Here is a 25,718-nt window from a genome sequence, read left to right as displayed (position 1 = left end):
TCAATTCTTGGGGTTTGATTTGTCCTCATTCAAGTGACTGTAGCTATAAAACCTAGCAGGGAGGATGAAGAAACTGTTGCACCACTTCGGCTAGTTTTTTGAGCTTAACGGGTTTGCTCAGATAGTCATTGGCTCCTGCCGCTAAACATCTTTCGCGATCGCCAACCATCGCTAAAGCTGTAACCGCAATAATTGGCGCATTAGTCAATTGATGCTGGCGAATATATTCGATCGCCTTAAGCCCATCCATCTCTGGCATTTGGATATCCATCAGCACCAAGTCGGGATGTTCGGATTGCACGAGATCGATCGCTGTTTGTCCATCTTTCGCAACAATGACGCGGTAACCATTGGCTGATAGGTAACTAGAGAAGGTAATAATATTTGCTTCATTATCTTCAGCGATGAGAATTAGAGGATGCTCCAGTTGACTATCCTTAGTGTCGGGTTCGGGAACAAAGTTCGAGGGAAAGGAATTACTGTGTTTTAACGAGAGTGAAGAATCCTGCTCGTTATAAGGGAGTTCGATCGTAAAGCAACTACCTACACCAAAGTCGCTCGTGGCATAGACCTGCCCACCATGCATTTCTACAATCCTTTTTACCAAGGCTAATCCTAAGCCCGTACCCTCATATTGACGATTGAGCGCACTATCCACTTGAATAAAGGGTTGAAACAAGGTTTGTAGCGCGTCAGGGGCAATTCCGATCCCCGTATCGATGACCGCAAATCTCACCCAATGCGTAACATCTTGTAAATTGGAATCACTAACTTTGTGCAAAGTGACTTCGAGAACGACACTGCCATTCTCTAGGGTAAACTTGACCGCATTATTGAGCAGATTGATTAACACTTGACGAATGCGGCGTTCGTCGATCTTCAAGTCAGGTAGAGACTTTTCTATCTGAATATGTAGTTGAATGTTCTTTTGGAGAGCCTGCTGCATGACAAACATCAAGCTCGATTGGCTGAGTTGTTCGATATTTGTAAGAGAGCGGTCTAAGGTCACTTTTCCTGCTTCAATTTTAGCGAGATCGAGGATATCGTTAATTAGATCCAATAGATGGTTGCCACTGCGTTCTACAGTCAGCAAGACTTGCTTTTGCTTCGCATTTAATACCCCAAAAACTTCTTCTTGGAGCCCTTCGGTAATGCCCAGAATCGCATTGAGAGGTGTGCGCAGTTCGTGGCTCATATTGGCGAGGAATTCATCTTTAAGTCGAGTTGCCCGCTCTAATTCTTGGTTTGACAGCGCAAGTTTGCGATTAGTGGCTGTGAGCTGCTGCTGGGCTTGTTGCCGATCGCTTAATTCTTGTTGCACCCTTGTAAATAGGCTAGCCTGTTGAATCGCGATCGCTAATTGATTGGCAATTTGCTGCAATAGCTGTGCTTCTGAATCTTGCCAAACTCGTTTTTCGGCACAAGCATGAACGACTAAAACACCCCAAAGTTTATTGTTAGCTAGGGGTGAAATCCAGCGCGATCTTTCAAGATTACCTAAATCTTGGAGGATCGGCGCAACAATTTTTGACTTGATTTGCCCCTCAATAGAATAGGGAATTAAGCAATCTGTCCAGACATCCACCATGACATCAGGCACGATCCGCGGTTTACCCTGCCAATAGTAATCGAGGATTGCTGGCGACCAAAGCTCATTTTCCCAACGGAGGGATTTAAGCGATGTAAACTCTGGAGATACGGTCTCTTCAACAATTTGACTATCCCCATAGGAAAAGAGCCGAAACACGATAACGCGATCGCAATTGAGTACCTCTTTGACCTGACGGGTTACGGTGGAGAGAATCGCATTAATATCTAAGGATTCGCGAATCTTTTGGGTGATTGCGGCGATCGTTTGCTGTTGCCGTAATTGTTGGGAGATCGCCACTTCCGCTTTTTGCCGAATCAATAACTCAGACTGCGCCTGCTGGTATAAATTCGCTTGATAGATGGCAATCCCTAACTGATTGGCAATTTGCTGGCTGAGTTCGATCTCAAAGTTTTGCCAGTGACGAGGGGAGGAGCATTGATGGATACATAGTAAACCCCACAAATTCTCACCACAAAGGAGGGGAATAACCAGATTTGCTCTCACCTGAAACTGCTCGAGGATAGCGATATGGCATTTTTCTAAGTCTGTTTGATAAATATCATCAACGATACGACATCGACCTTGGCTATAGGAAAAGGCATAATTGTCTCCAAAGCAATAGTCTTGCAATCTGATGGCTAATACCGAAGAAAATCTTTCTACCGTTGATTCGGCAACAAATTCACCATCGGTATAATTAGCAGCCGCATCAAGCTGGAAAATACCCACTCGATCCGCTTGGAGTATTTGTCGAATTTCGTGACAAGCTGTATCAAAAATTACTTGTAAATTTAGCGATTGACGAATCCGTTGGGTGATTTTGCGGAGAATAGCTTCTTGGGAAGCCTTCTGTTGAAACCGATCGCGACTCTCTTGGAGGTCTGATTCTATTTGTTTACGATCTCTAATGTCCCGAAAAATCCCCTGAAGGATAGGCTCGCCTTGGATATCAATTACGGAAGCAGACACATCAAAGGGAATTAACTGACCATTTTTTGTGATAAAGATGATGTCATAAACCTGTATTTTTTGCTGGTGGGCAAGACTCTCAAACTCAGTTTTTAGGCGGGGCAGTTCTTCCTGTGGATGCAATTGGGTAAAATGCATGGAGGTTAATTCAGCGCGGCTGTAGCCCAGTATCTGTTCGGCTTGCATATTAACTTCTAAAATATTGCCCTGTAAATCCGCTAGCATAATCGCATCGCTGGCTCCATTCATAAGCGCCCAATAGCGAGTTTCTCTCTCGAGTATTCTTGCTTCTAGTTGATCGTTGAGGCTTTCTAGTTCTAGCTCGGTCTGTTTGAGGCTGGTGATATCCTGTATTGTGCCTTGAGATAATTTCGGGGAGCCATCTTCCGCATAAATGGTTTCGCCTTGATTTTGAATATATTTAATCCGACCATCGGGTAAAAGAAGTCGATGGACTATGTTATAAGAAAGGCGATCGCGTACCGATTGCTGATAGGCTGTATGCACCATCTCCCGATCCTCGGGATGAACAATGTTTAAAAATGTCTCATAGGATGCGCTAAACTGCTGGGAATCAATCTCGGATATGTTAAAGATTTCGTCAGACCAATAGAGAACTTCGTTCGTTAAGTTAAGTTCCCAATTACCAATCTTGGCAATGCGCTGAGCTTCTCGAAATAGTGTCTCGGTATGTTTTAATTCCCGCTCCGCTTTTTTGCGATCGCTAATATCGCGGACTAGTAATAGTACTTCATTCTCATGATACGGAACGACGCGGACTTCTTCAATGTGATCGATTTCGGCGGTGGAAAAATCCTGTTCGTAAATTTGTAATGATTGGGTTTGCAAGGCAAGTTCGATATATTCCATCCGTCTTTGAGATAACTCAGGCGGCATGGTTTCTGAAACATGGACTCCTTTCATATCTGGCAAATGCCCGACGATCCGATGTTGATTGGGAATGCTGACAAATTCCAAGTAAATGCCCGAACGATCGATGCGCATAAACAGATCGGGAATGGCTTTAATTAAGGCTCGATGATGGGCTTCACTGATCTTTAAATTTATTTCGGCATTTTTGCGATCGCTAATATCGGCAATCATCCCGATTAACCTTTTGGCATCGCCGCGATCGTCAAATAGCCATTGGTTGCGATCTTCGACCCAAATATAATGTCCCTCTTGATGCTTCAATCGATACTGACAAAAGAAGGGTGTTTGATTAGTACGGCATATTTCCACGGTCTGAAAAAAATGATTGCGATCCTCAGGGTGGATCGCGGACAACAAATCCGATAGATTTTGGGGGGATTCGGAAACTGTAAACCCTAAAACCCTTGCAATATTTGCACCCCAGATCAGAGACTTGCTGCTCAGATCGTACTCATAGAGCATTTGTCCGCTAGCTTTCTCCGCCGCTTCGTAGCGATAATACCATTCGGTCAGTTCGGCTAACTGTTGTTGAATTAGAGCTTCCGATCTCTGCCGTTCCTTCAGCTCTTTTTGGGCTTGTTCCTTGGCACATGATTGCTGAATGGCGATCGCTAGATGTATGGCAATATTCCGTAAAAGGCTAGCATCTTCAGGCTGCCAATCCCGATGATCCCGACATTGATGTCCGATCAATAGCCCCCAGAGATTGCCCGATACTTGAAGGGGAATGACAATATTTGCTTTAACTTGATATTGCTCTAGGATTTCGATATGGCAAGGTGCATAGCCAGCATTGTAAATATTGTTGACGACGATCGGTCGATCGTGGTCATAACGTTGCTTCGCTTGCGACTGAAAACAGGAATCTTGAATGTGATTTCCTAAAGAAATGACAAAGGGACTCTCGACGGATTCGGCAATAATCAGCCCGCTCCAGTCGGGTTGAAACTGATAGACCACAACGCGATCGCATTGCAAGAAACTACGTACTTCTACGACGCAGCGATCTAAAACCTCTTGCAAGTTGAAGGAGAGGCGGATGTAATCGGCGATCTGGGCTATCAGTTGCTCTCTGGCGATGTTTTTTGCGGTTAACTCGGCAATATATTGCTGCTGGTTCTGTTGTTGCAGGAACCGCTGTAAGCTTTCGGTGGTAACGATCCCTACGGGACGATCCCGAGCGTCCAAGATCGGCAGATGGCGAATGGGATGCTGCTGGAAGAGTTGAACCGCTAGGGATATATCGCGAAAATCAGCTTCGTATAGGGTCACGAGGGGACTAGTCATGACCTCATGGATCTGTAAGCGTGTGAAATCAGCCTGTTGAAAGCTGAGCCGCATCACATCCCGCTCGGTTAAAATGCCGATCGCTCTGCCATCTTCGGCGATCGCGAGGACGTAGCTAGAGGGTGACTCTAAAGGGTAATCGTTATGACGATCATTATGGCGAGCTCTAGGGGAGGAGAGCGCAGACGCATCAACCCCACCCCCTAGCATTTGGGCGATCGCTTCCATAACCTTAGTATGGGAAGCAACTACCACAGGAGGGCGGATGATTGCCGAACTTAATTCGGATGCGTTGGGGTTAGCTACGCTCAAGCCAGAATACCTGCCATTAAATTTTTAACAAAAAACAAAAATATATCTAAAAATCATAAAACAATCGATTTTTGTATTGCTAGTCCTTATTTTATATTCCCCCATTTATATAGCAGCCCTAAATCATTTGTAGATTTTTAGGTTTGTGGAAGCGTCTCCTTTTTGGGGACATCCGCAAACCATTTAGGATTGCTATATAAGGCTAGATGATGCATTAATCGTATTCTTTGATTTAATAATTATTCCCCTATTTTTCAAGTTTCTGTCATCAGAGTTATAACCCTTTTATCATAACTATCCGTAGTAACAAGATATCCCAATAATCAATAAATCTTCCTTACATTTTATACATTCTGACAATTCCTTCAAAGTGTTGTCGGATGTCTAATATTTTAGTTGAAAATTTATACTTAATCTACACTTAAAATTTAGTATCGCTCGCCTAAAAGTCGATCAATTCCAATACTTTCAAGAATGAAGCCTCTTCTTTACAGCAATTTTCGATTAAAAAAACACAAAATTCTTAAAAGTTTTACAAAGCAATACTTTCAAAATTTTTTCTTGATTTGGATTTAAGAGTAAAGCACTATGAGAGGTGCATTGAATATCGATTATCTTTAGATTTTTGAATTTGCGAAGAACTTAATTTCGGGGAATTTTTATTTCTAGCTGATGGCTATTTTAATTAAAATTTTAATTAAAATTTTAATTAAAATCTAGGATCTTGATTTAAATATGAAATGACCTCCACCTTATCGATTAATCTCGAATTAATAGCAATTTAAGCGATGGTTGTGGACATATTTAAAAACAAAATAGGCGCGCAGTAAAATGATTTATATCCATTATTTTAATGAATATAAAATAACTTGCGTGAATATTTCATCCTTTTGTGTAATTTGCGAAAATGATATATAGCAACGTAAGGTTTGCTTAGGAGATCAAAGCCAAAGAATTGAGTGGCTGCGCAAAGCGCAGCCACTCAATTCTTTGGCTTTGATCTCGTAGTACATTTGGCAATAGCTGGCGATCGCTATCTATAGCGATCGCACTTGAAAAATATAGTTGTCCCCGCTTGAATTACTTAGGGACTTGCTAGTAATTAAAGTACCGTTGGCTGAGCGGAGTCGAAGCCAACGTTATACCAACTTACGAAAGTGTGACAAAACTATACAAAGATCAGCGATCGCTCACCCGCGATGACTTGACCAATGCGATTCGCGGTAAAACCCTGTGCTTGGAAATAGGCGATCGCCGCATCCGCTTTAGCTGGATCGACGATGACTGCCATGCCAATACCCATATTAAACGTATTGAACATATCTAGTTCTGGCACTTCTCCTTGCGCTTGTAACCATTGAAAAATGGGGGGAATTTGCCAACTATGACGCAGAATCTCCACTGATTGACCATCCCCAAGGCATCGAGGTAAGTTTTCAGGTAAACCTCCACCCGTAATATGTGCCAGTCCATGAATCCCCAGATCGGCTTTCAAGGCTGCTAAGACAGGTTTGACATAAATCTGCGTTGGCGTGAGAAAAATTTCCGCTAAGGTCAAGTCTTGAGTTTCAGGAGAAATTGGATTGTCAAGGCGATCGCTCCAGTTATAACCCTTGGTTTCGATAATTTTGCGGACAAGGCTATAGCCATTGCTATGGATGCCCGAACTCGCCAACCCGATCGCCACATCACCAATATTTACCTGTGTGCCGTTCAGCATTTCCGACTTTTCGGCGATCGCGACACAAAAGCCCGCCGCATCATATTCACCGACACCATAAAATCCTGGCATCTCAGCAGTTTCGCCACCCAACAAAGCACAACCTGCCATTTGGCAGCCATCGGCGATACCTTTGACAACTTCCGCAAGCTGATCGGGTTCTAACTTACCCGTAGCCAAATAGTCTAGGAAAAATAACGGCTCGGCTCCTGAGGTCAGCACATCATTGACACACATAGCGACCAGATCAATCCCGATCGTGTCGTGTTTATTTGCCGATTGAGCGATTTTGAGCTTTGTGCCCACGCCATCCGTCCCTGAAACGAGAACGGGTTGGCGATAACCCGCAGGTAGTTCAAAACAGCCACCAAATCCACCCAGATCACCCAATACACCGAGACGATGGGTGCGAGCCACTGAATCGCGAATTTTTTCAACGAAGGTACGACCAGCCTCAATGTCTACACCCGCTTGACGATAATCCAAAACCTCTAACTCCCAGTTTCATCACTTTTTACCAAGGCTATCTTTGCTAGCCTTGGTAAATTTAAAAAATATTAATTGCCAGTTTTAATACTTCACAGAGATCCCTTGAAGATCGCCGTGAAAAATAAATACTTACGGCTTGCCCAATTCCTCAGCACGACGAGTTGCAGCAAGCACGGCTTCTATCATAGCGGAACGCAGCCCTGATTTTTCTAACTGGGCGATCGCTGCAATAGTCGTACCTGCGGGACTGGTGACTTGATCCTTGAGCTGAGCGGGATGTAGCTTAGTCTCGGTTAACAATTGCGCCGTACCCAACACAGTTTGCATCGCTAATTCCATCGCGATCGCCCTTGGTAAGCCAGCGGCAACACCACCATCAGCCATAGCTTCCACCATCAAGGCAACATAGGCAGGACCAGAACCAGATAAACCCGTGACCGCATTCATTAGCGATTCGGCAACATCTACAACCTTGCCCACCGCCCCAAAAATTTGTCGCACTGCCTCGATATGCTCTTTTGTCGCCAATGTATTAACAGCGATCGCTGTTACCCCTGCACCTACTTGTGCTGGTGTATTTGGCATTGCGCGGATGATTGACTTAGAAGGGAACATTACCTCCAGTTGAGCCAAGGTCACACCAGCCAAAATTGACACAATACAAGGCGCAGGAGCATTAGCAAGACCGATTGCTGCGGCATTTAAAGACTGAGGCTTAACCGCCAAGAGCAGAATCTCCGCTTCGGCAGCTATTAAATTATTAGGCGTAACTTGCACGCCATATTTTTTTGCGAGTAGATCGCGACGCTCTGGCATCGGATCGCTGACGCAGACATCGGATGGCAGATATATATGACTAGCGACAAGACGAGACAAAATAGCCTCACCCATGACACCGCCACCGATAATACTGAGTTTAGCTTTCAAGAATTCACCAATAAATAACTAACAACTTAATTATTAATCGTTTTACTAAGCGTTATTAATCGGTTTAGTTAATTATTAAGTTAATTATTGATTTAATTATTGGTTTAATTATTGAGCGAAACGACTGACAGGTGCTTCAGCAGACCATGCTGGTGCGGGGGCAGCAGTAGGACGTACTACACGAGGCTGAGGCATAGGAGCGTCGTTTAATACTGAGGACTGTGATGTAACTTGAACGCAAGAAGGTGCAAACAAGAAGATGCTGTCGCCAATACGCTCTTGATGTCCATCAAGGGCATAGGTACCACCAGCTACGAAGTCAACGGCACGTTGAGCTTGATCTGGATCCATCATAGTCAGGTTTAGCACTACGGATTTGCGTTCGCGCAAGGCTTGGATTGCTTGAGGCATTTCTTCAAAGCTGCGAGGTTCCATCACCATGACTTGAGATAGACCATTTGCAGCGCCAGGCATACCAATTACATTGCTCATACTTTCAGTTGTGGCTCTTAAAGCAGTAGGACGTTCGCGAGTGCGGCGAGCTTGGGGCTCTTCAGGTTCTGGGGCGATCGCGCCATTATCTTCTTGATAAATGTCTTGATACTCGCGACTAGAAGCTTCATCATACTCGTATTCGTACTCTTGAGCCTCTGACAAACCAACAAAATCCTTGAGCTTTGTAAAAATTCCCATCGTAATTAACTCCTAGTGTTTGCTCCTCAGTTCGGGCTTTGCAGCCAAAACTTTATTCTTCTAGACTAGATGAGGAGTGCGAATCTAATAAAGTAGCCCTGTTAGTTAGAGACTTACTTTGTCTAGTATTGTTTAATTGTCTTTACTGTCTAAAACAGTATTGACAAAATATTTACTCGCAGACTGTAACCGATAACAGGGAAAAAAGCTAGATATACTGGCTAAATTTTTTAAATACGACAAAACACGACTTTTATTGCACAAAACCTTGATATATATGGGACTAAAGTATTTAGGTAGACATTACATCTATAAAAACTTTCCTTCAACCCTTAACAAGTTTTTAATTATTGTTAAACTTGCACTGAGGTTAAGGGTTTTAGGATCCGAACCTATATTTATTTAGAGTGTCTATGTGAGCCTAAATGATGATAATTATGGGGAATAATATCCCAATAAAAATCTAGCCTACTCAAGAAACTCTCAAAGCTATTTGTGTTAGTCATTGCCAGAAATGAAAAAACATAACTCAAGAATATCTATCTAATCTCTATCCAAACCAGTCAGGAATTTTAGCTTTAGATAGACGCTCTTTATCAAAGATTAATGTGTTCTAGGATACAAAACTAACTGCTATCTAATGTTCTTAGTTACAGCTTTTTTGGAATAACTTTAGTAAGAATTAGCTAACCTCTCAGCGAGATAAATTCCACACTAGCTATCAAAAGCAGACTGCTACTAAGCTAGGAACGCTAAAACTTATAACAGGTTTGTCTCTATATGGCAAGCTTTCGCTAAAAAATGGGTAAGTAACGTCAGTGCGGGTTAAGCAGGCAAATTTTAAGAGTGCAACAATAAAAGCCTTGCTAAGCAGGGCTTTTACTGTTGCACTTTGAGAAAGGGTTTGCATAGCAAACCCTTTCTCAAAGTCCGTTTCAAATTATCCCGCACTCACGTTATATAGCTACAGTCACTTGACTTAGGACAAATTAAACCCCAAGAATTGACTGGCGGTGCTTCGCACCGCCAGTCAATTCTTGGGGTTTATGTCCTAGTACATTTGGCGATAGCTATAAATTAAAAGCCAAACACAGTAAGGGTTTTCAAAGCTCAAAATGGCTATGCCATTTTGAGCTTTGGTATAACCACGCTATAAAGAGCATATTCACTTCCGACAGGAGGCAGTTATGCTTTTTATAGTGATTTTGTTGAGGTTGATTGTTTGATACAGCTATTTACGACGATCGCTTCGCTGCGTAACTACTTAAATACTCATAAATTAAAACAATCATTAGGGCAATCATCGGGACAAATGTCGGTGGGGCTAGTACCAACTATGGGAGCTTTGCACATTGGTCATTTAAGCCTAATCGATCGAGCAAGAACTGAAAATGTCTGCGTAGTTGTGAGTATTTTTGTAAATCCTTTGCAGTTTGGAGCGGGTGAGGATTTTGAAAAGTATCCCCGTACCCTAGAGGGGGATCTCCAGATCTGCGAAACAGCGGGAGTTGACGCAGTTTTTGCTCCAAATATGGAGGAGATGGGAATTATAAATGCCGATTCAAATGCCGATTCAAATGCCAAATCAAATACCAAATTAACGGAGGTAATCCCCCCGTTAGAGATGATGGATGCTATGTGTGGCCGATCGCGGATCGGACATTTTCAGGGGGTAGCTACAATCGTTACCAAGCTCTTGAATATCGTCCAACCCGACCGAGCCTACTTTGGCTGCAAAGATGGGCAACAGTTGGCGATTATTCGGCAATTGGTGAATGATTTGAATATGCCTGTAGAGATTGTGGGTTGTCCGACGGTACGCGAACCTAGCGGGCTAGCCTGTAGCTCTCGCAATCAATACCTATCAGCAAGCGATCGCGTTTTGGCGGTGCATATCTACCAGAGTTTGCTCCAAGCCAGACAGCAATTTTTTCTCTGTTACGATCTTTGCTTGCCGTCTCAAATTATTGGAGCCGCGCAAAATTATTTAAACAAGCTACCTGAGATTAACCTAGAGTATATTGAGTTAGTCGATGCCAAGACGCTACAACCATGTACTCAAATTACGTCCGAATCAGAGTTAATGCTGGCGATCGCGGCTCGAATTGGAAATACACGCTTGATCGATAATATTTTGCTGAGTCATACTATTACACCTCGAAAACCGATCATCGCGATCGATGGACCTGCTGGTGCGGGCAAGTCCACTGTCACTAAGCAGGTAGCAAATAAATTAGGTTTGTTGTTTTTAGATACTGGAGCAATGTATCGTAGCGTTACGCTGGCGGTATTGCGAGAAGGTATCGATTTACGCGATCGCGACAAGGTACAAGAGATTGCTGCCAAATCCAAAATCCAACTCTTTGCCAATCCGATCGCGGGTAAGCCAATGCAGGTTTTACTGAATGGTGAAGATATCACGACGGAAATCCGCACCCCCGAAGTAACGGCAAATGTCTCCTCGATCGCCGCCCAAGCTGGTGTCCGCGAAATTTTGGTCAAGCAACAACAAATGATCGGTCAGACAGGTGGGGTAGTTATGGAAGGTCGTGATATTGGGACCCATGTATTTCCCGATGCCGAAGTCAAGATCTTTCTGACAGCCTCAGCAGGAGAACGGGCTAAACGTCGTCAAGCCGATCTGATTGCCCAAGGTCAGGTAGCACCCGATCTTGCCACCCTCGAACGTGAAATTCAAGAACGCGATCGCAAGGACTCTACCCGCGACCATTCACCACTAGTCAAATCTGAAGATGCAACTTTAGTCAATACTGATGGTCTATCTATAGAAGAAGTGGTCGCAGCCATTGTAAATTTGTATGAACAAAAGGTACAAAACCCATGACCTGCTCTTTCTCTAAATCACCATTATTGGCGAGTTTTAAATCCCCGTTCATTAAATCCTCGCTCACCAAGTTATTGCTCGTCGCCCTTCCCTTGGCGATTAGTAATAGCTCTCTGCCCCCCAGCCAAGCCCAACCTGCTAACTCAGCGCTGACGATCCGTGCTGACGTGCAGGAGGCGAACTCGATTACGGGAATAGTCACGGCAACAGGAAATGTAAAAATGACCTATCCCGCCCGACAGATTGATGCGATCGCCGAGCAAGCACAGTATTTTTCTAAAGAGCAGCGTGTAGTTTTGACGGGAAATGTGGTTGTTACACAGGAAGGTGTCAATAGCATCAAAGCCCAAACCATTACTTACCTAATTGGTGAGGGTAAATTTGTTGCCGTCCCACCAAGTAACCAGCAGGTCGAAACCGTTTATGTCGTCCAAGACCGCGATGCTGTTAATGCCCCCGCAACTTCATCAACGCCTGTAACCCAAATCAAGCCTTCCTTCAAAAAACAGCAAGTTAGTCCTCCTATTTCAACAGTTGCTCCCGAAAAGTTACAACCAAAACCACAGGAAATTTTGCCTGATGGTAAATAGTTGATGTTTGATGACTTGATGTTTAAAGACTTGATGTCTAAAAGCGCAAAAAATGCTTTGTTGTAAATAAGTTCAGTGTTACATTTTCAAACTTCCCAACCAAATTGAGCCAACCAAATTGAGTAATGCAAATCACCCTCGACAACGTTAGTAAAAACTACAATGGCAGGCAAGTCGTTCAGCAAGTGAGCCTCACGGTCAAACAGGGGGAGATTGTCGGACTGCTAGGACCTAATGGTGCTGGCAAAACCACATCGTTTTACATGGCAACTGGGCTAATTCAGCCTGATAGTGGTAGCGTTTGGCTAGATCAACTAGACATTACCCGTTTGCCAATTCACAAGCGGGCAAGGATGGGCATGGCCTATCTCGCACAGGAGGCTACGATTTTTCGGCAGTTAACGGTGCGGGACAATCTCCTGTTGGTGATGGAGCAGACCGCTGTGCCGCAGCAAAAACGCATTCATCGGTTGCGGACTTTGCTAGAAGAATTTCGCTTGACCAAAATTGCTGATACGATGGGAATCCAAGTGTCGGGGGGAGAACGTCGCCGTACCGAAATTGCCAGAGCTTTGGCTGTTGGTGAGGAGGGACCCAAATTTATCCTGTTGGATGAGCCTTTTGCGGGCATCGATCCGATCGCTGTGGGCGAAATTCAGACAATTATCAGCAACTTGCGCGATCGCGATATGGGGGTGTTAATCACCGATCATAATGTGAGGGAAACTCTGTCGATCACCGATCGGGCGTATATCATGCGAGAAGGTGAGGTTTTTGCGGATGGTTCTAGCCGAGAATTGGCTGATGATCCCGACGTTCGCAAGTATTACTTGGGCGAAAAATTTCATTTTTGATGTTCTTCTAGATTCTGCGATCTTGCAACAATAATCGAACCAAAAACCTGTAATCTCGATAAAGGAAATGGCAACCTTACAAACGACTCACTCAAGGAAAAAAGTTACAAACGTGTCGCTAGGATGGCTACCGAAACTTTCGATCATGGATCGCTATTTAACTACCCAAATGCTAACCCCATTTTTATTTGGTGTGGGCGCATTTTCTTCGGTAATTTTAGCGATCGGCTCGCTCTTTGAGCTCATTCGCCTGATTACTGATGCGGGATTAAGTGTTTTAACGGCACTACAGATTTTTGGCTATCAGATCCCAGGATTCATGGTGTACTCTTTCCCCATGTCAATGCTGTTGGCGACATTGCTCTCCTATAGCCGCATGTCTGGGGATGGCGAGACGACGGCTTTACGCAGTTGTGGAGTAAGTGCTTATCGATTGGTTTTGCCTGCGATCGTGCTGAGTCTATTTGTGACGGGCTTGACCTATGTATTTAATGAGGCGATCGTTCCTGCGGCAAACTGGCAATCGCGCAGTACGTTACGAGCTGCCTTAAATCAGGAAAACGTTCAGTTTAAGAGCCAAGATATTTTTTATCAGCAGTATGGGGAAGTGCCTCAGGATGATGGCACAACTAAACAGGGGCTAGTCCGTAGTTTTTATGCCCGTAGCTTTGATGGTAAGGAGATGCGCGGTTTAACGGTTTTAGACTTTTCGCAGGGTCAGCTCCAGCAAATTCTGGCGGCAGAGTCGGCGGTTTGGATCCCCGAACAGAGCGTCTGGAAATTTAGCAAGGGTACGACCTATTTAATTGCTCCCGATGGTAATTACCGCAGTATCCTTCGCTTTGACGATCAGAATTTACGCTTACCTCGCGCTCCACTCGATCTCGCTCAAGAGCAACGCAGTGCGGAGGAGATGAATATTGCCGATATTCGTCGGAATATCGATCTGTTGTCCCAATCGGGAAATACCAAGGAGATCCGCAAGCTAGAGGTCAGGCTGGAACAGAAGTATGCCTTGCCTTTTATCTGTGTAGTATTTGCTCTAGTTGGTGCATCTCTAGGGATGCGTCCGCAACGAACGGGTGCAGCGATCGGATTTGGTTTGAGCGTGTTGATTATTTTTGGTTATTATCTCTTGCTATTTATCTGTGGCGCTCTCGGTCAAGTGGAGTTTCTCTCACCACTCTTGGCGGCATGGTTGCCTAATTTAATCGGCATTGCGGCTGGTATCACGATCCTCATGCGGGTGACATAATCGCGATCGCTTTTAGAGTCTAAGTCTTCAGTTTAATTAACTTGCTAGGGCAAAAGTCCGCACACTAAAAATTTGATTAGATTGTAGGGAAACAATCCAAGACTTAGGAATAGCAACAACATGAATGGACTCACCAAGAGCATTAAATACTTCCAAAATACAGCCTTCTTCTTGATTGTGAGGATGGGTTGCAAAGTCGATTAGTGTGGCAATATCACCTTTTTTAAGTTGATATTCTGGTAGATCGTAGTTTAGACAAACTTGTTGATATAGTTCGAGATTCATGATTTTTTCTCCTTGTATGGTTTCAGGGTAATGAATTGAAACTTCTGATTGATCGCTCTTTGCAGCCAAAACGTAATTACAGATAGTTGGCGATCGCCTAATCCAGTGATTTCGCCAATAACTGGAAAAAATAGCCAATATTCAAAGATGTTTTTTGTTATAGTGAAATAAATCAGGGCTTTAGCTAAACTTAAATATATGCTTACAACCTTTACCGCAAATTATACAAAGATTGACTCAGGTTACATGGGGCAACTCATTGAATGGCAAGAGGTAATAACTGAGGGTGAAACTCTGGAACTTTGTCGTGAATCTTTGCAAGATGCTTTACAGGAAATGATTGCTGCATATAAGCAACAAAATAAGGAGATTCCTTCTAGTAAATCTTTAATCGAGCAGATTCCTGTGGAAGTTTAGTTATGTCACTCACCTTACGCAGAAGTCTAAAAAGGTTTCAGGGATTGCCATTCCAAGTAAGATTGCTGCAAAGCCTTAATATACAATTTGGATTTGAGAGCAAAATGATTGAGCTTAGAATTGAGTTTAAGAACCTCCAATTTCACATATCCCCACAAAGATGCAAAGAAGTGATTGGCTTGACTGTCAACTGTCTTGGTCGGCGATTTCGATAGACTAACATTTTGCTTCAAAGACTTGTGATATTCTTCAACTTTCCAGCGTTTACGGTAGATTGTTGTAATTTGCTTGTAAGTGATTGTTAGGTCGCTAGTGACTAGATAGAGAACACCAATACTGTCATCTTCGTTTACGAAAACTTGCTTAATTAGCGATAAGGGAAACTCAACTCCTTCGAGATAAATTTCTTTCTTGTCGTTTTCTTCTAAATTCACTGCTTCTAATTTCACATACCTGCCTTGGGCTTTGTCTTCTTGTCTCAATGCTATCTTACGATTATCTTTCAAGGGCATGATGAAATCTTTGTTTTGCTCTCCTTTGATGAATCTCATGTTTTCGGATGAAGCAAACCAGTTATCATTGAGGAGATAACGAAACTGGATTTGATTTTTCATCGCCTGGGCTACTAATTCTCGAAAATATTCGTTTTTTCCTTTCTCACTCCTACGGTTTGTTTTTCCTGTTTTTTTATTGACATAATATTCGGTCTTGGTGATTAGCTGATACCCCACTGGTATGGCTATATCTTGATTGCTATACAGGCTTGTCAAAAAGTTGATCCCTTTTACTTGCCGATCTTTACTGTGGTCATAGTGCCAACAGATTTGGGCATTTTCGTCTGTATAGGGTTTCTCCTCGATACTGTCATCTATGATTAGGACTCCTTCTTCACTTTCAATTTTCCGCACATACGGTTTTACTTTTACCCAAAATTCGGCTGATGTTCTTTCTTTGTGTGCCAGCCATTGCGTCACTTCGTCATGATTTATATCTCCCTTCAATAGTTTGGCTAATCCTGTTGCAGTTGTTGCTCCAAAAGAACTAATTAGATAGTCACTATAAAGATCTAACATGTTCATCTTCATGTTTTTATCTTCTTTCCTCATCTTAGCTTGGTTTCGGCAAAGCAATTACTCTCAAACCTACTTCCAGTATACATTCTCAGTCATTTTTTTTGGGCGCTTTCTATCTGCGTAAGGTGAGTTATCAAGTTGCAAACGCTTCTGGACACCGTGAAACGCCTCAGAGAAAGTAAGGGCGATCGCGGCTTCGGTGTCTGGTGCAGGTGCTTGAGAGCGAAATCCGTCACTAGAGGCTCGCCTTTGCGATCGCCCTAGTAGATCGTTAATAAACGCATCAAAGTCTCCATACTGATCGAAGCCATTTTCAGTATTAGTTTCTCTAGAATTAGTTTCTCTAGGGGTTGACGCTTCAGTGTAGTTAGGTTGATTCCAATACTGTCCAAAGCGATCGTACTTCTCTCGCTTCTCTGGATCGGAGAGTACTTCATTCACCTCGTTCAGATCTTTGAACTTTGCCTCCGCATCTTTATCTCCAGGATTGAGGTCGGGATGATGCTTACGGGCAATCTTCCGATATGCTCGTTTGATTTCTTCGGGAGTGGCGGTTTTGCTCACTCCCAAGACGCTGTAATAGTCTTTAAAGTCAGTTTTAGCTGTAGCCATATTTTTTGATAAACCAAGTCTTTACAAATTGGGTCAGTAGGCAATAGCAAGTGAGAATGAAGGCTAGCCAGACAAAGTAAACGGCTGGTAAAGGCACAAACCCTAAACTTGAGGCGATCGGTGAAAAGGGTAAATATATGCCCACAGCCATGACCGTAGCGGTAATCATCAGCATCGGTAAAGAAGCTCGACTCTGGAAGAAAGGAATTTTAGAAGTGCGAATAACATGGACGATGAGCGTTTGCGTCATCAGGCTTTCCACAAACCAACCCGTTTGAAACAGCGCTTGACTGTCTCTAGTCGTTGCTCCAAATACAAACCACATCAAGGCATAGGTCGCATAGTCAAAAATGGAACTGATTGGTCCAATAAAGATCATAAAGCGTTGGATATTATCAATTTTCCATTGCGGGGGCTTAGCTAAGTCTTCGCGATCGACATCATCAAAGGGAATTCCTGTTTGCGAAAAATCATAGAGAAGATTATTGATTAATATCTGGACTGGTTGCATCGGTAAAAAAGGGAGTAAAGCACTCGCACCCAAGACACTAAACATATTGCCAAAATTAGAGCTAGTCCCCATCCTGATATATTTGATGATATTTGCAAAGGTTCGGCGACCTTCTATTACACCAGATTCGAGAATTAACAAATTCTTTTCCAATAAAATGATGTCGGCGGCTTCTTTGGCAATATCCACGGCCGTATCCACGGAAATCCCCACATCAGCTTCTCGCAAAGCGGCGGCATCATTGATGCCATCGCCCATATATCCAATAATATTGCCTTTTTTGCGTAGCACCTGAATAACTTTGGCTTTTTGAGTGGGGGAAAACTTTGCAAAAATAGTTGTGGTTGCAGCGACTTCGGCGAGTTGATCGTCCGCTAAAGCTTCAATATCGCTACCTAATAGAACATTTTGGACTGGCAAACCGACATCTTTGCAGATTTTGCGAGTAATGATTTCATTGTCGCCAGTTAAGATTTTGACATCGACACCAGTGCGTTTGAGAGCTTTAATTGCCTCCGCAGCAGAATCTTTAGGTGGATCGAGAAAGGCAATATTTCCCAATAGAATCAGATCGCTTTCATCATTAATCGCGTAACGATCTTGATCGGGGGGCATGACTTTATAGGCTACGGCAATTACCCGCAATCCATCAGAGTTGAGAGCTTTTTGTAAATCAGAGACCTTAGTACGAGCCGCCTCATCCATTGCCTCAACGCGATCGTGGACTTTAAGTTGAGTACAAACCTTGAGAACTTCCTCCACAGCACCTTTACAAATTAGGACATGTTGTTTGCCGATTTCTTCGATGACAACGGACATCCGCCGCCGCACAAAATCAAAGGGGATTTCATCAAACTTCTGATAGTTTTTCTCAATTTCTAACGATTCCAGTTCTTGATTATGTTCGAGAACGGCAATATCCAATAAATTCTTTAAACCAGTCTGATAGAAGCTATTGAGATAGGCATATTTAAGAACATCAGTACTCTCTTTTCCGTAGGGATCTAAGTGTCTCTGCAAAACGATTTTGTCTTGGGTCAAAGTCCCCGTTTTGTCCGTGCAGAGAATATTCATCGAGCCAAAGTCTTGAATCGCATCAATGTTTTTGACAATTACCTTTTTGTCAGACATCGCGATCGCCCCTTTCGCTAAATTGGCGGTGACAATCACAGGCAACATTTCTGGGGCAAGTCCCACAGCTACCGACAATGCAAAAGTGAATGCTTCAACCCAGTTCTTTTTAAAGATGCCATTAATCATAAAGACTAAGGGAGCCATAACTAGCATAAAGCGCAATAGCAGCATAGTTACGCCATTGACACCTTTATCAAAGCTCGTACGGGGTTTGCTGCCACTAACAGTTTTCGCTAAGGAGGCAAGGTAAGTATGTCCGCCAGTTTCAACGACCACCGCCGTTCCTGAGCCACTGACTACCGCCGTACCCATAAAACAGAGGTTAGCTAGCTCTAAGGGATTTTTTTCATTGCGATCGCTTAGGTCTACATGCTTTTCGGCGGGCAGAGACTCGCCTGTGAGGGTTGACTGACTTAGAAATAGGTCTTTTGCCTCAATCAATCTAACATCGGCAGGAATCATATCCCCTGCGGACAGAAAAATAATATCTCCAGGAACTAGCAGCTTTACTTCAATTTCTTTCCCTTTAGTTATTCCAGTGACTTCTTTGACTGGAGATGCAGGCTTTTTAGTTTTATTCTTACGACTAACCGAGGCTTTGGCACTGACCATTTCTCGCAACTTTTCGGCAGCTTTATTCGATTTGAACTCTTGCGAAAACCGTAATAATCCGCCAAAAAGAACCATTATAAAAATGATTAAAGCAGCGGTTGTACTTCCAGTAAATAGGGATACGATCGCCAAAACAATCAGTAAAAGTGAGAGAGGATTAGTCACTGTTTTTAGCAGTTGGACATACCACGCGGTCTTTTTTTCACGAGCAATCTCGTTCAGACCATATCGATCTAATCTTTGCTTGGCTTCAGTTTCGCTCAGTCCCTCTGATTCAGTTTCAAATAAGTGGAGAACTTCGTTCACATCGCTCTGAGCAATGCTGATCAGTGATGCCGATGCATCCTCCGAGGTGCGAGATTTTAGGCTTTTAGATGAGTTCGTAGTCTGATTTAAAGTCTGCATAAAATTTTCAATTTTTCAGTGTTGCTCAATCGTCAAGATTTGGCAAAGTACTGTTTTGTTTTTGCTGCAATCTGATGATCTGTCATCTTGTCAACTGTCTCGACACCCACGATACGACTATCGAGATTATTCTCTTTAAGACGTTCTTTGAGTTCATCCTTTGCCGTACTTGGACCAAAGATTAGAATAGACTCAGCACTACCAATTGAGTCCATAACCTGGTCATAGTAGACATTTAGACTTCCTGTAAAAGCTCTCTGAAGACTATCATCAGCAGGAACTTGAACTGCTTCATAAGCACCCTTAAGAGGTGAGTCACCAGAACGCCGAGGCTGTTTTTCAACATCCGATATGATCTCTTTTATCGCTTCCCCTTGCTTGGTAATAGATACGATAATAGCCTTCCTATGGTCAATCCACAGCCCTACTTTTGTACTCATCGATTATCTCCTTTACTGAGTTATGAAACACTATCACATGATAAAAATTCTAGCCGCCGACTATTAGTTAGCAATAGAGGCAACAACATAAAAAAGCTATACTCCAGCACATCTCTGGAAAAGCTCATCAGATATCCATTCGATTGTTCCCTTAAAGTTGCGGGCTAGGGTGGGTAGCAACTCAATATAGGCCGCTTGACGAATTAAATGCCCGAGATGACCTTGAACTTCATAGCGATCGAAGAGTTCGGCAACACTCTCATTCAGCCCCAATTTCATGAGCGTTCCTCTCATCTCAATTTCTACGGCGATGGGGGAGTGACCTTCAGATAGTGCTTGGAGATTATGGGCGATCGCGGCTCCTTGCTGATAGGCGACTTGAGCTGTTAAGGGCAAAGGATGCTCCATTACCGCACAATCACCACCTGCAAATACTTCGGGAAAATCAATTAATTCTAAGGTATCAGTAAGCTTCAGTCGTCCCTGTCGATCGCGACCTCCTTCAGGAATCGATAATGTATCGGTGAGAGGGTTTGTGACAATTCCTGCCGTCCAAACGATCGTTGCGGCGGCAAGTTCTTCTTTTTTATCGTTGCGCTTAATCACAATAATATTTGAGCGTACTTCAACTACTTCGGTCTCAAGCATGACTTCTACGGATACCGATCGCTTTTGCAAGGCATCTTCAGCCGTCTGCCGTAAGCGATCGCTATCGCCTTTGAGAATCTTTTTCCCTCGTTGAATGAGTACTACGCGAATATTGGTAATATCGCCACCTAAAGAGTCATACCAATCAGGTAATAAATCCGCTAAAGTTGCGGCTAATTCAACGCCAGTCCGACCTGCACCTAAGATCGCAAAGGTCAATAAAGTCTTTTTTTGCTGTAATTCTTCACTTTGAGTAGCTCGTTGTAAACAATCCCGTAGCTGTTTACCTAAGGCGATCGTATCTTCAATCGTTGCAAACGGGGTAGTATATTCTTTAGCTCCTTTAATACCAAAGTAACTCACCACACCGCCGAGCGATAACACCAGATTACTGTAGGTATAATGCAATCCAGAGGCTAAGTGAACCTGTCGGTGTTGTAGGTCAATCGATTGCACCTCATCTCGAATAAAGGTAATCCCACTCTTATGTAAAAGAGAGTCATAGCGGTGACAAATAAACTGCATATTCATCTCACCACTGAGAACTTCATATAAGAGGGGCTTAAAAATAAAACTCCATTCGCGATCGATGAGAATTGTGGGATTCGTATAATGTAGACGACTCAAATGTAATGCTGTGAATAAGCCCGTAAAGCCTCCACCTAAAATTAAAGTCGGGGGAGTCTTAGGAGCAATTATAGGAGCAATTAATCGTTGAGGAACTTCTGATATTTTGTCTAAGATATTCGACATATTTATTATCTCGTATAGCGTTTTGCAAATGAGCAGCCACCCATTTACAAAACAAAAAACAATCAGAGTAAGGGGTAGAAGTTTTTATTTTGCTTACGGCAAAATAAAAACTTCTATAAGTAGCTAGGCATAATTAAAACCCAGAATCAAAACCTATAGCGCACGCACAGCGTTTGCTACAGGTTTTGGGCTTTATATTTATCTGCTTCTACATGAGACAGGAAATGACCAATAACTGAATGTGGATATGTCATGATTTTATTTCCTTACATTGTGGATATTGTGGTTATGATTTGTTTTGAGAACTGTAAAAGTTTACTGAGATTGATATATCTAATGTGAAATAGTCAACTTATCGCCAGAATGTAGAGTTAGCATCCAAATTCCATCAAACAAAAGATTAATTCCAATTAGAGTGCCAATTAGCCAAGTGGCACTAAGGGGAGAGCTAGACCAAACAAAAATACCGAAAATGATGCCGATGAATCCACTCACAAGCATCCATCCCCAGTTTGGGGAGATCCAGCGCATTTGAAAAGCTAGTGATACCTGAATCATCCCTTGTAGGAAAATCGTAATTCCTAAAACGATCGTGAAAGCAAATGCTCCTTCGAGTGGATTAATCATTACGAAAATCCCAGAAAGGAGATATAAAAAGCCGAGAATCATTTTCCAAGCGATTTTTCCTGCACCTTTAGACTGAAAGGTATAGGCAATTTGAGCAATTCCAGCAAAGATGAAGATCCAACCAAATAGAACGGTGGAAGCTATGGTAGCAAAAAAGGGAAATGCGATCGCAATGAGCCCCAACCCAATCATCACAATAGCGATCGCGGTCATCCATCCAGAGCTAATAACTTGCTCATCAGTATCTTCGTATTCTGTAACGCTCATTTTGATTGATTCTCTCTTGACTAGGCTATTCTAAAAATTGGGTAAAGCTAAAGATGAGGTTTAGGAAAGGCAGAGCTTTGCGCTGCACTTCTTAATATTACGATTCAAATCTATATCACTCCACTTTGAGCTGATTGTCCACAGAATGCACCCCCGCAGCACCCCAAGCAACTCGCTCGGCTTCATCTAGTTCAGTATAGTTCCGAACCTTGCCGTGTAAGGTAACCTTATTTCCAGAGATTTCAACACGGATCTTGTTCGCATCTAAAAGAGCATTACGTTTGAAAGCATCTCTAATATCGTTGTTAATGTCGGTTGCCTTCAATCTGGGCTTGACTGTGATCAGATTAGACACTCCTTTAACACCCAAAAGGTTATACAGGAAGTTTTCAGCAGAACTCTTTAGGTATTGCCACTCGACTTCACCTTCAAGGACGATCCAAGCATCACTAACTGTCACCTTAATGGTTCCTCTCGGAATAGATGTGAACCAGTCGATGTGGTGTGCGGCTGCCGTGGCGATATCTCCATCTGTATGAAGCGAAGAATTTGGCAAATTAACTACGATGTCATCGGCGATCGCCTTTACCCCAGCAACCCGTCTAGTCGCTTGCACGGCTTGCCATTTCTCGTTAGAGCTAGTTGCATAGCCATTGAGTGTCACAGTTCCATCTTTGACTAAGACACCAATGTCTGTAACCTTGATACTCGGCTCATATTTGAGTTCAGCAAGCACATCTGTCTTGAGGTCTATATCAGTTTTTTGGACAGATAGAAGTGTAGTCATTTATTTCTCTTAAAGTGATACAGGATTTCTATACGAGAGCTAGCATCCTACCTCAATGCTTGAGATCGCGTATCAGGGGCGTATACATTGAATAGATTGATTGAAATAACGAATAAATCTTAACAAGGGTTTTGAGTTTTCAAAATGAGTGCTCACTCATTTTGAAAATTGCAATCTCTCTCTATGTAGATATACTGGCGATCGTTGCTTCCAGTTTGATCAATGTTTTTCTACCATTAGTATCTTTAATCTGAATCGCCACAATTTCACTATTTGAGTTCTCCCCAGTTGAGATCTCCTTTGGTGAATCGATTGTATGACCATAGGTCATCTCATCTTTGCCCACTTCGATCGCCAAGTTGTCACCCTTATCTGGGCGATCATAAATTATCGACAACAAAGGTGCATTTTTAATCAATTCTTCATCACCGAGTTCTGAATCAATGATCTCAATCTCAATATGTCGTCCGAGATTATCACCTGAAAACTGATCAAAAAATTTACCCCATTGCTCTTGAGGGATAGATTTGCTTAGGACAATTGTATTCGTCATAGGATTCCTCGCGGTAAAAAACTAGTAAATCAAATAGATTTTATTGCTATGCATTTTTTGCAGCAGCTTCAGCATCTAGTCGAGCCGCGATCGCTGCCAAAGTAGCTTCTTCGGCTTCTTCAATCGTTGCCATTGCCAGAGCGATCGCGGTGGCGGCATAGTCTTCAGCCTTATCAGCCCGATGTTCTAGTTTTTTCACCTTCCGACTAGACTTCCATTCCTCTACATCCGACTTCAATTCAGACTCTTTTTCTTCAAATTGAGCTTTAAGCTTGGCTCGATACTCGTCAAATTCCTGTTTCTTGGAGTTGAGTGTTGCTTTCGCACCGTCAAGCTTAGATTGAATCTCATCTTGAGTTTTTTTCGGCACAGATTTCAGGCTGTCTCTTAGCGATTTTACCCGCTCTTCAACCACCTCCAAATTGTCATGAAGTTTTTTCGTAAAATTGTCAACTGTAGTACTCATGGTATTGTCCTTGTTAATTATTGAATATTGATTGAGTTTTTCTAAATTAGTTTCTAAATTAGAGAGATGCTCAACTAGAATCAAAAGAGCATCATTCTGACAGGTGGTTACTTTCTAAGAATCGTAACCAAACCACTGCACAGATAGCTGGTTATCCACTGTAAGTACGCCCGAAGCAGCCCAAACTGCTCGTTCTGCTTCTTCCAACTCAGCATAGTTACGAACCTTGCCCTTGAGTGTCACCTTACTACCAGCTACCTCGATTTGGATTTTAGTGGCATCGAGCATGGCACTACGCTTGAATGCTGATTGAATATCCGTAGCGACTTCTTTTACCGATAGTCTAGATTTGATCGAGATCTCATTAGAAACGCCTTTAACACCTGACAAGTGATGTAGGAAATGTCCTGCGGCAATCTTGAGATATTGCCAATCCACCTCACCATCTAATGTGATCCAACCATTCCGAACCGTTACTTTTACAGATCCTCTAGGAATAGTCGTAAACCAATCAATGTGATGGATCGCGGCAGCAGCAATGTCTGAATCAGTATTGATAAAGGATTCAGGAAGCTTGATTTCGATATCATCGGCGATCGCCTTTACGCCAACAACTCGTTTAGTTGCCCGAACAGCCTCCCATTTTTCAACAGCATTAGTAGCGTAGCCATTGAGTGTCACAGTTCCATCTTTCACTAAGACCCCGATATCTGTAACCTTTACACTCGGCTCATACTTGAGTTCTGCCAGCACATCAGTCTTTAGATCTGCATCAGTTTTTTTGACAGATAGAAGTGTATTCATTCATTTCTCATAGCGTTGTATAGAATTTGTTTATGAAAACTAGCATCCTCTCTCAATGTTTGAGATCGTGTATCAATAGCGTATAGATTGAATAGATTGATTGAAATAATGAGTAAATCTTTATAAGGATCGCCCATAACCCTACATCTAGCTAAATCATTTCGATTAACATCGGTATATAACGCCAAAGCCTAATATTAAGTGCCTAGGCATAAGTAACCCTAGAATTAGTTATCTATCCCCGAATCACAATAATTTCTCGACCAGCAGGACTAATGACATTCTCAGTAGTCGTCCGATCGCTTAGCGGCGGCAAACCCTTACGGCGATCGAAAATCACCAACCATCCTGTATTCAAACTCAAACCCGACAAATATTTATCTAACTGCTTCAATCCTTCCTTGATTGGATCTGGTCTTTTATCAGCCCAAACTTTCAACTCCATTCCCAAAGTTACCTTACCATATTTCAAACAAATATCCATCCTTCCCGAACCAATGGCATATTCCCTTTCCAACGTGCCACCACCATTCACAACACGGTGCAAAAATGCCATCAATACAATATGAGGCGCAATCTCTGGATAGGGCGTACTTCTAAATAATGGTTCTCCATGCTGTCGCCAGAATAATAAGAACGCTTCCAACAAGCGATCGGGCAAAAATTCACCTTGCTCGCTAAGCCAGATAGGTTGAAGATACCCTATAGAAGCAGTCGTTACATAGGCAAGCACTCTAGGAAGTACTTCCTGATAAATAGGATTAGCGATCGCCAAGCCATTTTCGTTAGTACAAAGCCCTAAATCTAAAACGTAGCGAATATCATCCTGTGGCACATCTGGCAGTTCCTGCCCAGCAAG

19 protein-coding genes and 2 pseudogenes are annotated in these 25,718 nt (G+C 42.9%); 5 read left to right on the top strand and 16 right to left on the bottom strand.

Annotated elements, in window-relative coordinates; all coding sequences use genetic code 11:
- Positions 1-52 precede the first annotated feature (52 nt).
- The 4 genes from AC805_RS22865 to AC805_RS22850 form a co-directional block, all read right to left on the bottom strand.
- Positions 53-5,092, bottom strand: coding sequence for a GAF domain-containing protein (locus tag AC805_RS22865; RefSeq protein ID WP_055077540.1), 5,040 nt, complete (start codon positions 5,090-5,092; stop codon positions 53-55).
- Positions 5,093-6,260: 1,168 nt separating this feature from the next.
- The gene (purM, locus tag AC805_RS22860; RefSeq protein WP_055077539.1) at positions 6,261-7,298 is read right to left on the bottom strand and encodes a phosphoribosylformylglycinamidine cyclo-ligase; all 1,038 of its coding nucleotides are present in this window, start codon (positions 7,296-7,298) and stop codon (positions 6,261-6,263) included.
- A gap of 132 nt (positions 7,299-7,430) precedes the next feature.
- On the bottom strand, positions 7,431-8,228 hold the full coding sequence (proC, locus tag AC805_RS22855; protein ID WP_156341545.1) for a pyrroline-5-carboxylate reductase: 798 nt from the start codon (positions 8,226-8,228) through the stop codon (positions 7,431-7,433).
- A 108-nt stretch (positions 8,229-8,336) separates the two neighbouring features.
- Positions 8,337-8,921 (bottom strand): cell division protein SepF, encoded by a 585-nt coding sequence (locus AC805_RS22850; protein ID WP_009627292.1) that lies wholly within the window; start codon positions 8,919-8,921, stop codon positions 8,337-8,339.
- Positions 8,922-10,146: 1,225 nt separating this feature from the next.
- Between AC805_RS22850 and AC805_RS22845 the strand changes: the two genes are divergently transcribed.
- The 4 genes from AC805_RS22845 to AC805_RS22830 all read left to right on the top strand — a co-directional run bounded on the left by AC805_RS22845 (position 10,147) and on the right by AC805_RS22830 (position 14,465).
- Positions 10,147-11,766, top strand: coding sequence for a bifunctional pantoate--beta-alanine ligase/(d)CMP kinase (locus AC805_RS22845; protein ID WP_055077544.1), 1,620 nt, complete (start codon positions 10,147-10,149; stop codon positions 11,764-11,766).
- Positions 11,763-12,356, top strand: a complete 594-nt coding sequence (locus AC805_RS22840; RefSeq protein ID WP_055077537.1) for an LptA/OstA family protein — start codon at positions 11,763-11,765, stop codon at positions 12,354-12,356. The genes AC805_RS22845 and AC805_RS22840 overlap by 4 nt, the downstream gene beginning before the upstream one ends.
- Before the next feature lie 125 nt (positions 12,357-12,481).
- The gene (gene lptB / locus AC805_RS22835; protein WP_055077536.1) at positions 12,482-13,210 is read left to right on the top strand and encodes an LPS export ABC transporter ATP-binding protein; all 729 of its coding nucleotides are present in this window, start codon (positions 12,482-12,484) and stop codon (positions 13,208-13,210) included.
- A 67-nt stretch (positions 13,211-13,277) separates the two neighbouring features.
- Complete coding sequence (locus AC805_RS22830) at positions 13,278-14,465, top strand: LptF/LptG family permease (protein WP_055077535.1); 1,188 nt, start codon at positions 13,278-13,280, stop codon at positions 14,463-14,465.
- A gap of 36 nt (positions 14,466-14,501) precedes the next feature.
- Here the strand turns inward: AC805_RS22830 and AC805_RS22825 are convergent, their stop codons facing one another.
- The gene (locus AC805_RS22825) at positions 14,502-14,750 is read right to left on the bottom strand and encodes a DUF4926 domain-containing protein (protein WP_055077543.1); all 249 of its coding nucleotides are present in this window, start codon (positions 14,748-14,750) and stop codon (positions 14,502-14,504) included.
- A 198-nt stretch (positions 14,751-14,948) separates the two neighbouring features.
- Here AC805_RS22825 and AC805_RS22820 point away from each other — a divergent pair, with 198 nt between their 5' ends.
- Positions 14,949-15,167, top strand: coding sequence for a type II toxin-antitoxin system HicB family antitoxin (locus tag AC805_RS22820; RefSeq protein ID WP_055077534.1), 219 nt, complete (start codon positions 14,949-14,951; stop codon positions 15,165-15,167).
- A gap of 26 nt (positions 15,168-15,193) precedes the next feature.
- Here AC805_RS22820 and AC805_RS22815 read toward each other — a convergent pair whose 3' ends face one another.
- The 11 genes and pseudogenes from AC805_RS22815 to AC805_RS26590 all read right to left on the bottom strand — a co-directional run.
- Positions 15,194-16,273 carry a transposase gene (locus AC805_RS22815; protein WP_231664223.1) on the bottom strand — a complete coding sequence of 360 codons (1,080 nt, stop codon included), beginning with the start codon at positions 16,271-16,273 and terminating at the stop codon, positions 15,194-15,196.
- Between the two features lie 99 nt (positions 16,274-16,372).
- Positions 16,373-16,852: pseudogene (locus AC805_RS22810) on the bottom strand (DnaJ domain-containing protein); the annotation flags it as partial.
- Positions 16,839-19,514: a magnesium-translocating P-type ATPase gene (gene mgtA / locus AC805_RS22805; RefSeq protein ID WP_055077533.1), complete on the bottom strand. Its 2,676-nt coding sequence runs from the start codon at positions 19,512-19,514 to the stop codon at positions 16,839-16,841. The pseudogene AC805_RS22810 and the gene mgtA, both read right to left, overlap by 14 nt.
- Before the next feature lie 32 nt (positions 19,515-19,546).
- The gene (locus AC805_RS22800; RefSeq protein WP_055077532.1) at positions 19,547-19,954 is read right to left on the bottom strand and encodes a hypothetical protein; all 408 of its coding nucleotides are present in this window, start codon (positions 19,952-19,954) and stop codon (positions 19,547-19,549) included.
- A gap of 96 nt (positions 19,955-20,050) precedes the next feature.
- Positions 20,051-21,355: an NAD(P)/FAD-dependent oxidoreductase gene (locus tag AC805_RS22795; RefSeq protein ID WP_055077531.1), complete on the bottom strand. Its 1,305-nt coding sequence runs from the start codon at positions 21,353-21,355 to the stop codon at positions 20,051-20,053.
- A 333-nt stretch (positions 21,356-21,688) separates the two neighbouring features.
- Positions 21,689-22,249: an HdeD family acid-resistance protein gene (locus AC805_RS22790; protein WP_055077530.1), complete on the bottom strand. Its 561-nt coding sequence runs from the start codon at positions 22,247-22,249 to the stop codon at positions 21,689-21,691.
- Positions 22,250-22,364: 115 nt separating this feature from the next.
- Positions 22,365-23,036, bottom strand: a complete 672-nt coding sequence (locus AC805_RS22785) for a BON domain-containing protein (protein ID WP_055077529.1) — start codon at positions 23,034-23,036, stop codon at positions 22,365-22,367.
- Positions 23,037-23,217: 181 nt separating this feature from the next.
- Positions 23,218-23,589, bottom strand: coding sequence for a DUF5335 family protein (locus tag AC805_RS22780; protein WP_055077528.1), 372 nt, complete (start codon positions 23,587-23,589; stop codon positions 23,218-23,220).
- 46 nt (positions 23,590-23,635) lie between these two features.
- Positions 23,636-24,055, bottom strand: coding sequence for a hypothetical protein (locus AC805_RS22775; protein ID WP_055077541.1), 420 nt, complete (start codon positions 24,053-24,055; stop codon positions 23,636-23,638).
- A gap of 114 nt (positions 24,056-24,169) precedes the next feature.
- Positions 24,170-24,859, bottom strand: coding sequence for a BON domain-containing protein (locus AC805_RS22770; RefSeq protein WP_055077527.1), 690 nt, complete (start codon positions 24,857-24,859; stop codon positions 24,170-24,172).
- Between the two features lie 235 nt (positions 24,860-25,094).
- Positions 25,095-25,718 (bottom strand): annotated as a pseudogene (locus AC805_RS26590) (PD-(D/E)XK nuclease family protein); the annotation flags it as partial.

Origin of the sequence: Pseudanabaena sp. 'Roaring Creek' (assembly GCF_001402795.1) — a bacterium.
Taxonomy (GTDB): Bacteria; Cyanobacteriota; Cyanobacteriia; order Pseudanabaenales; family Pseudanabaenaceae; genus Pseudanabaena.
This window is presented reverse-complemented; position numbering and strand designations above follow the sequence as displayed.

Bases quoted from the DNA above. Each gene is read 5' to 3' on its own strand.
- mgtA (WP_055077533.1), bottom strand. From the start codon at position 19,514: ATGCAGACTTTAAATCAGACTACGAACTCATCTAAAAGCCTAAAATCT.
- AC805_RS22800 (WP_055077532.1), bottom strand. From the start codon at position 19,954: ATGAGTACAAAAGTAGGGCTGTGGATTGACCATAGGAAGGCTATTATC.
- AC805_RS22830 (WP_055077535.1), top strand. From the start codon at position 13,278: ATGGCAACCTTACAAACGACTCACTCAAGGAAAAAAGTTACAAACGTG.
- AC805_RS22815 (WP_231664223.1), bottom strand. From the start codon at position 16,273: ATGAGGAAAGAAGATAAAAACATGAAGATGAACATGTTAGATCTTTAT.
- AC805_RS22795 (WP_055077531.1), bottom strand. From the start codon at position 21,355: ATGTCGAATATCTTAGACAAAATATCAGAAGTTCCTCAACGATTAATT.
- AC805_RS22820 (WP_055077534.1), top strand. From the start codon at position 14,949: ATGCTTACAACCTTTACCGCAAATTATACAAAGATTGACTCAGGTTAC.
- AC805_RS22840 (WP_055077537.1), top strand. From the start codon at position 11,763: ATGACCTGCTCTTTCTCTAAATCACCATTATTGGCGAGTTTTAAATCC.
- AC805_RS22850 (WP_009627292.1), bottom strand. From the start codon at position 8,921: ATGGGAATTTTTACAAAGCTCAAGGATTTTGTTGGTTTGTCAGAGGCT.
- lptB (WP_055077536.1), top strand. From the start codon at position 12,482: ATGCAAATCACCCTCGACAACGTTAGTAAAAACTACAATGGCAGGCAA.
- AC805_RS22785 (WP_055077529.1), bottom strand. From the start codon at position 23,036: ATGACTACACTTCTATCTGTCCAAAAAACTGATATAGACCTCAAGACA.
- AC805_RS22775 (WP_055077541.1), bottom strand. From the start codon at position 24,055: ATGAGTACTACAGTTGACAATTTTACGAAAAAACTTCATGACAATTTG.
- AC805_RS22825 (WP_055077543.1), bottom strand. From the start codon at position 14,750: ATGAATCTCGAACTATATCAACAAGTTTGTCTAAACTACGATCTACCA.
- AC805_RS22790 (WP_055077530.1), bottom strand. From the start codon at position 22,249: ATGAGCGTTACAGAATACGAAGATACTGATGAGCAAGTTATTAGCTCT.
- AC805_RS22780 (WP_055077528.1), bottom strand. From the start codon at position 23,589: ATGACGAATACAATTGTCCTAAGCAAATCTATCCCTCAAGAGCAATGG.
- AC805_RS22770 (WP_055077527.1), bottom strand. From the start codon at position 24,859: ATGAATACACTTCTATCTGTCAAAAAAACTGATGCAGATCTAAAGACT.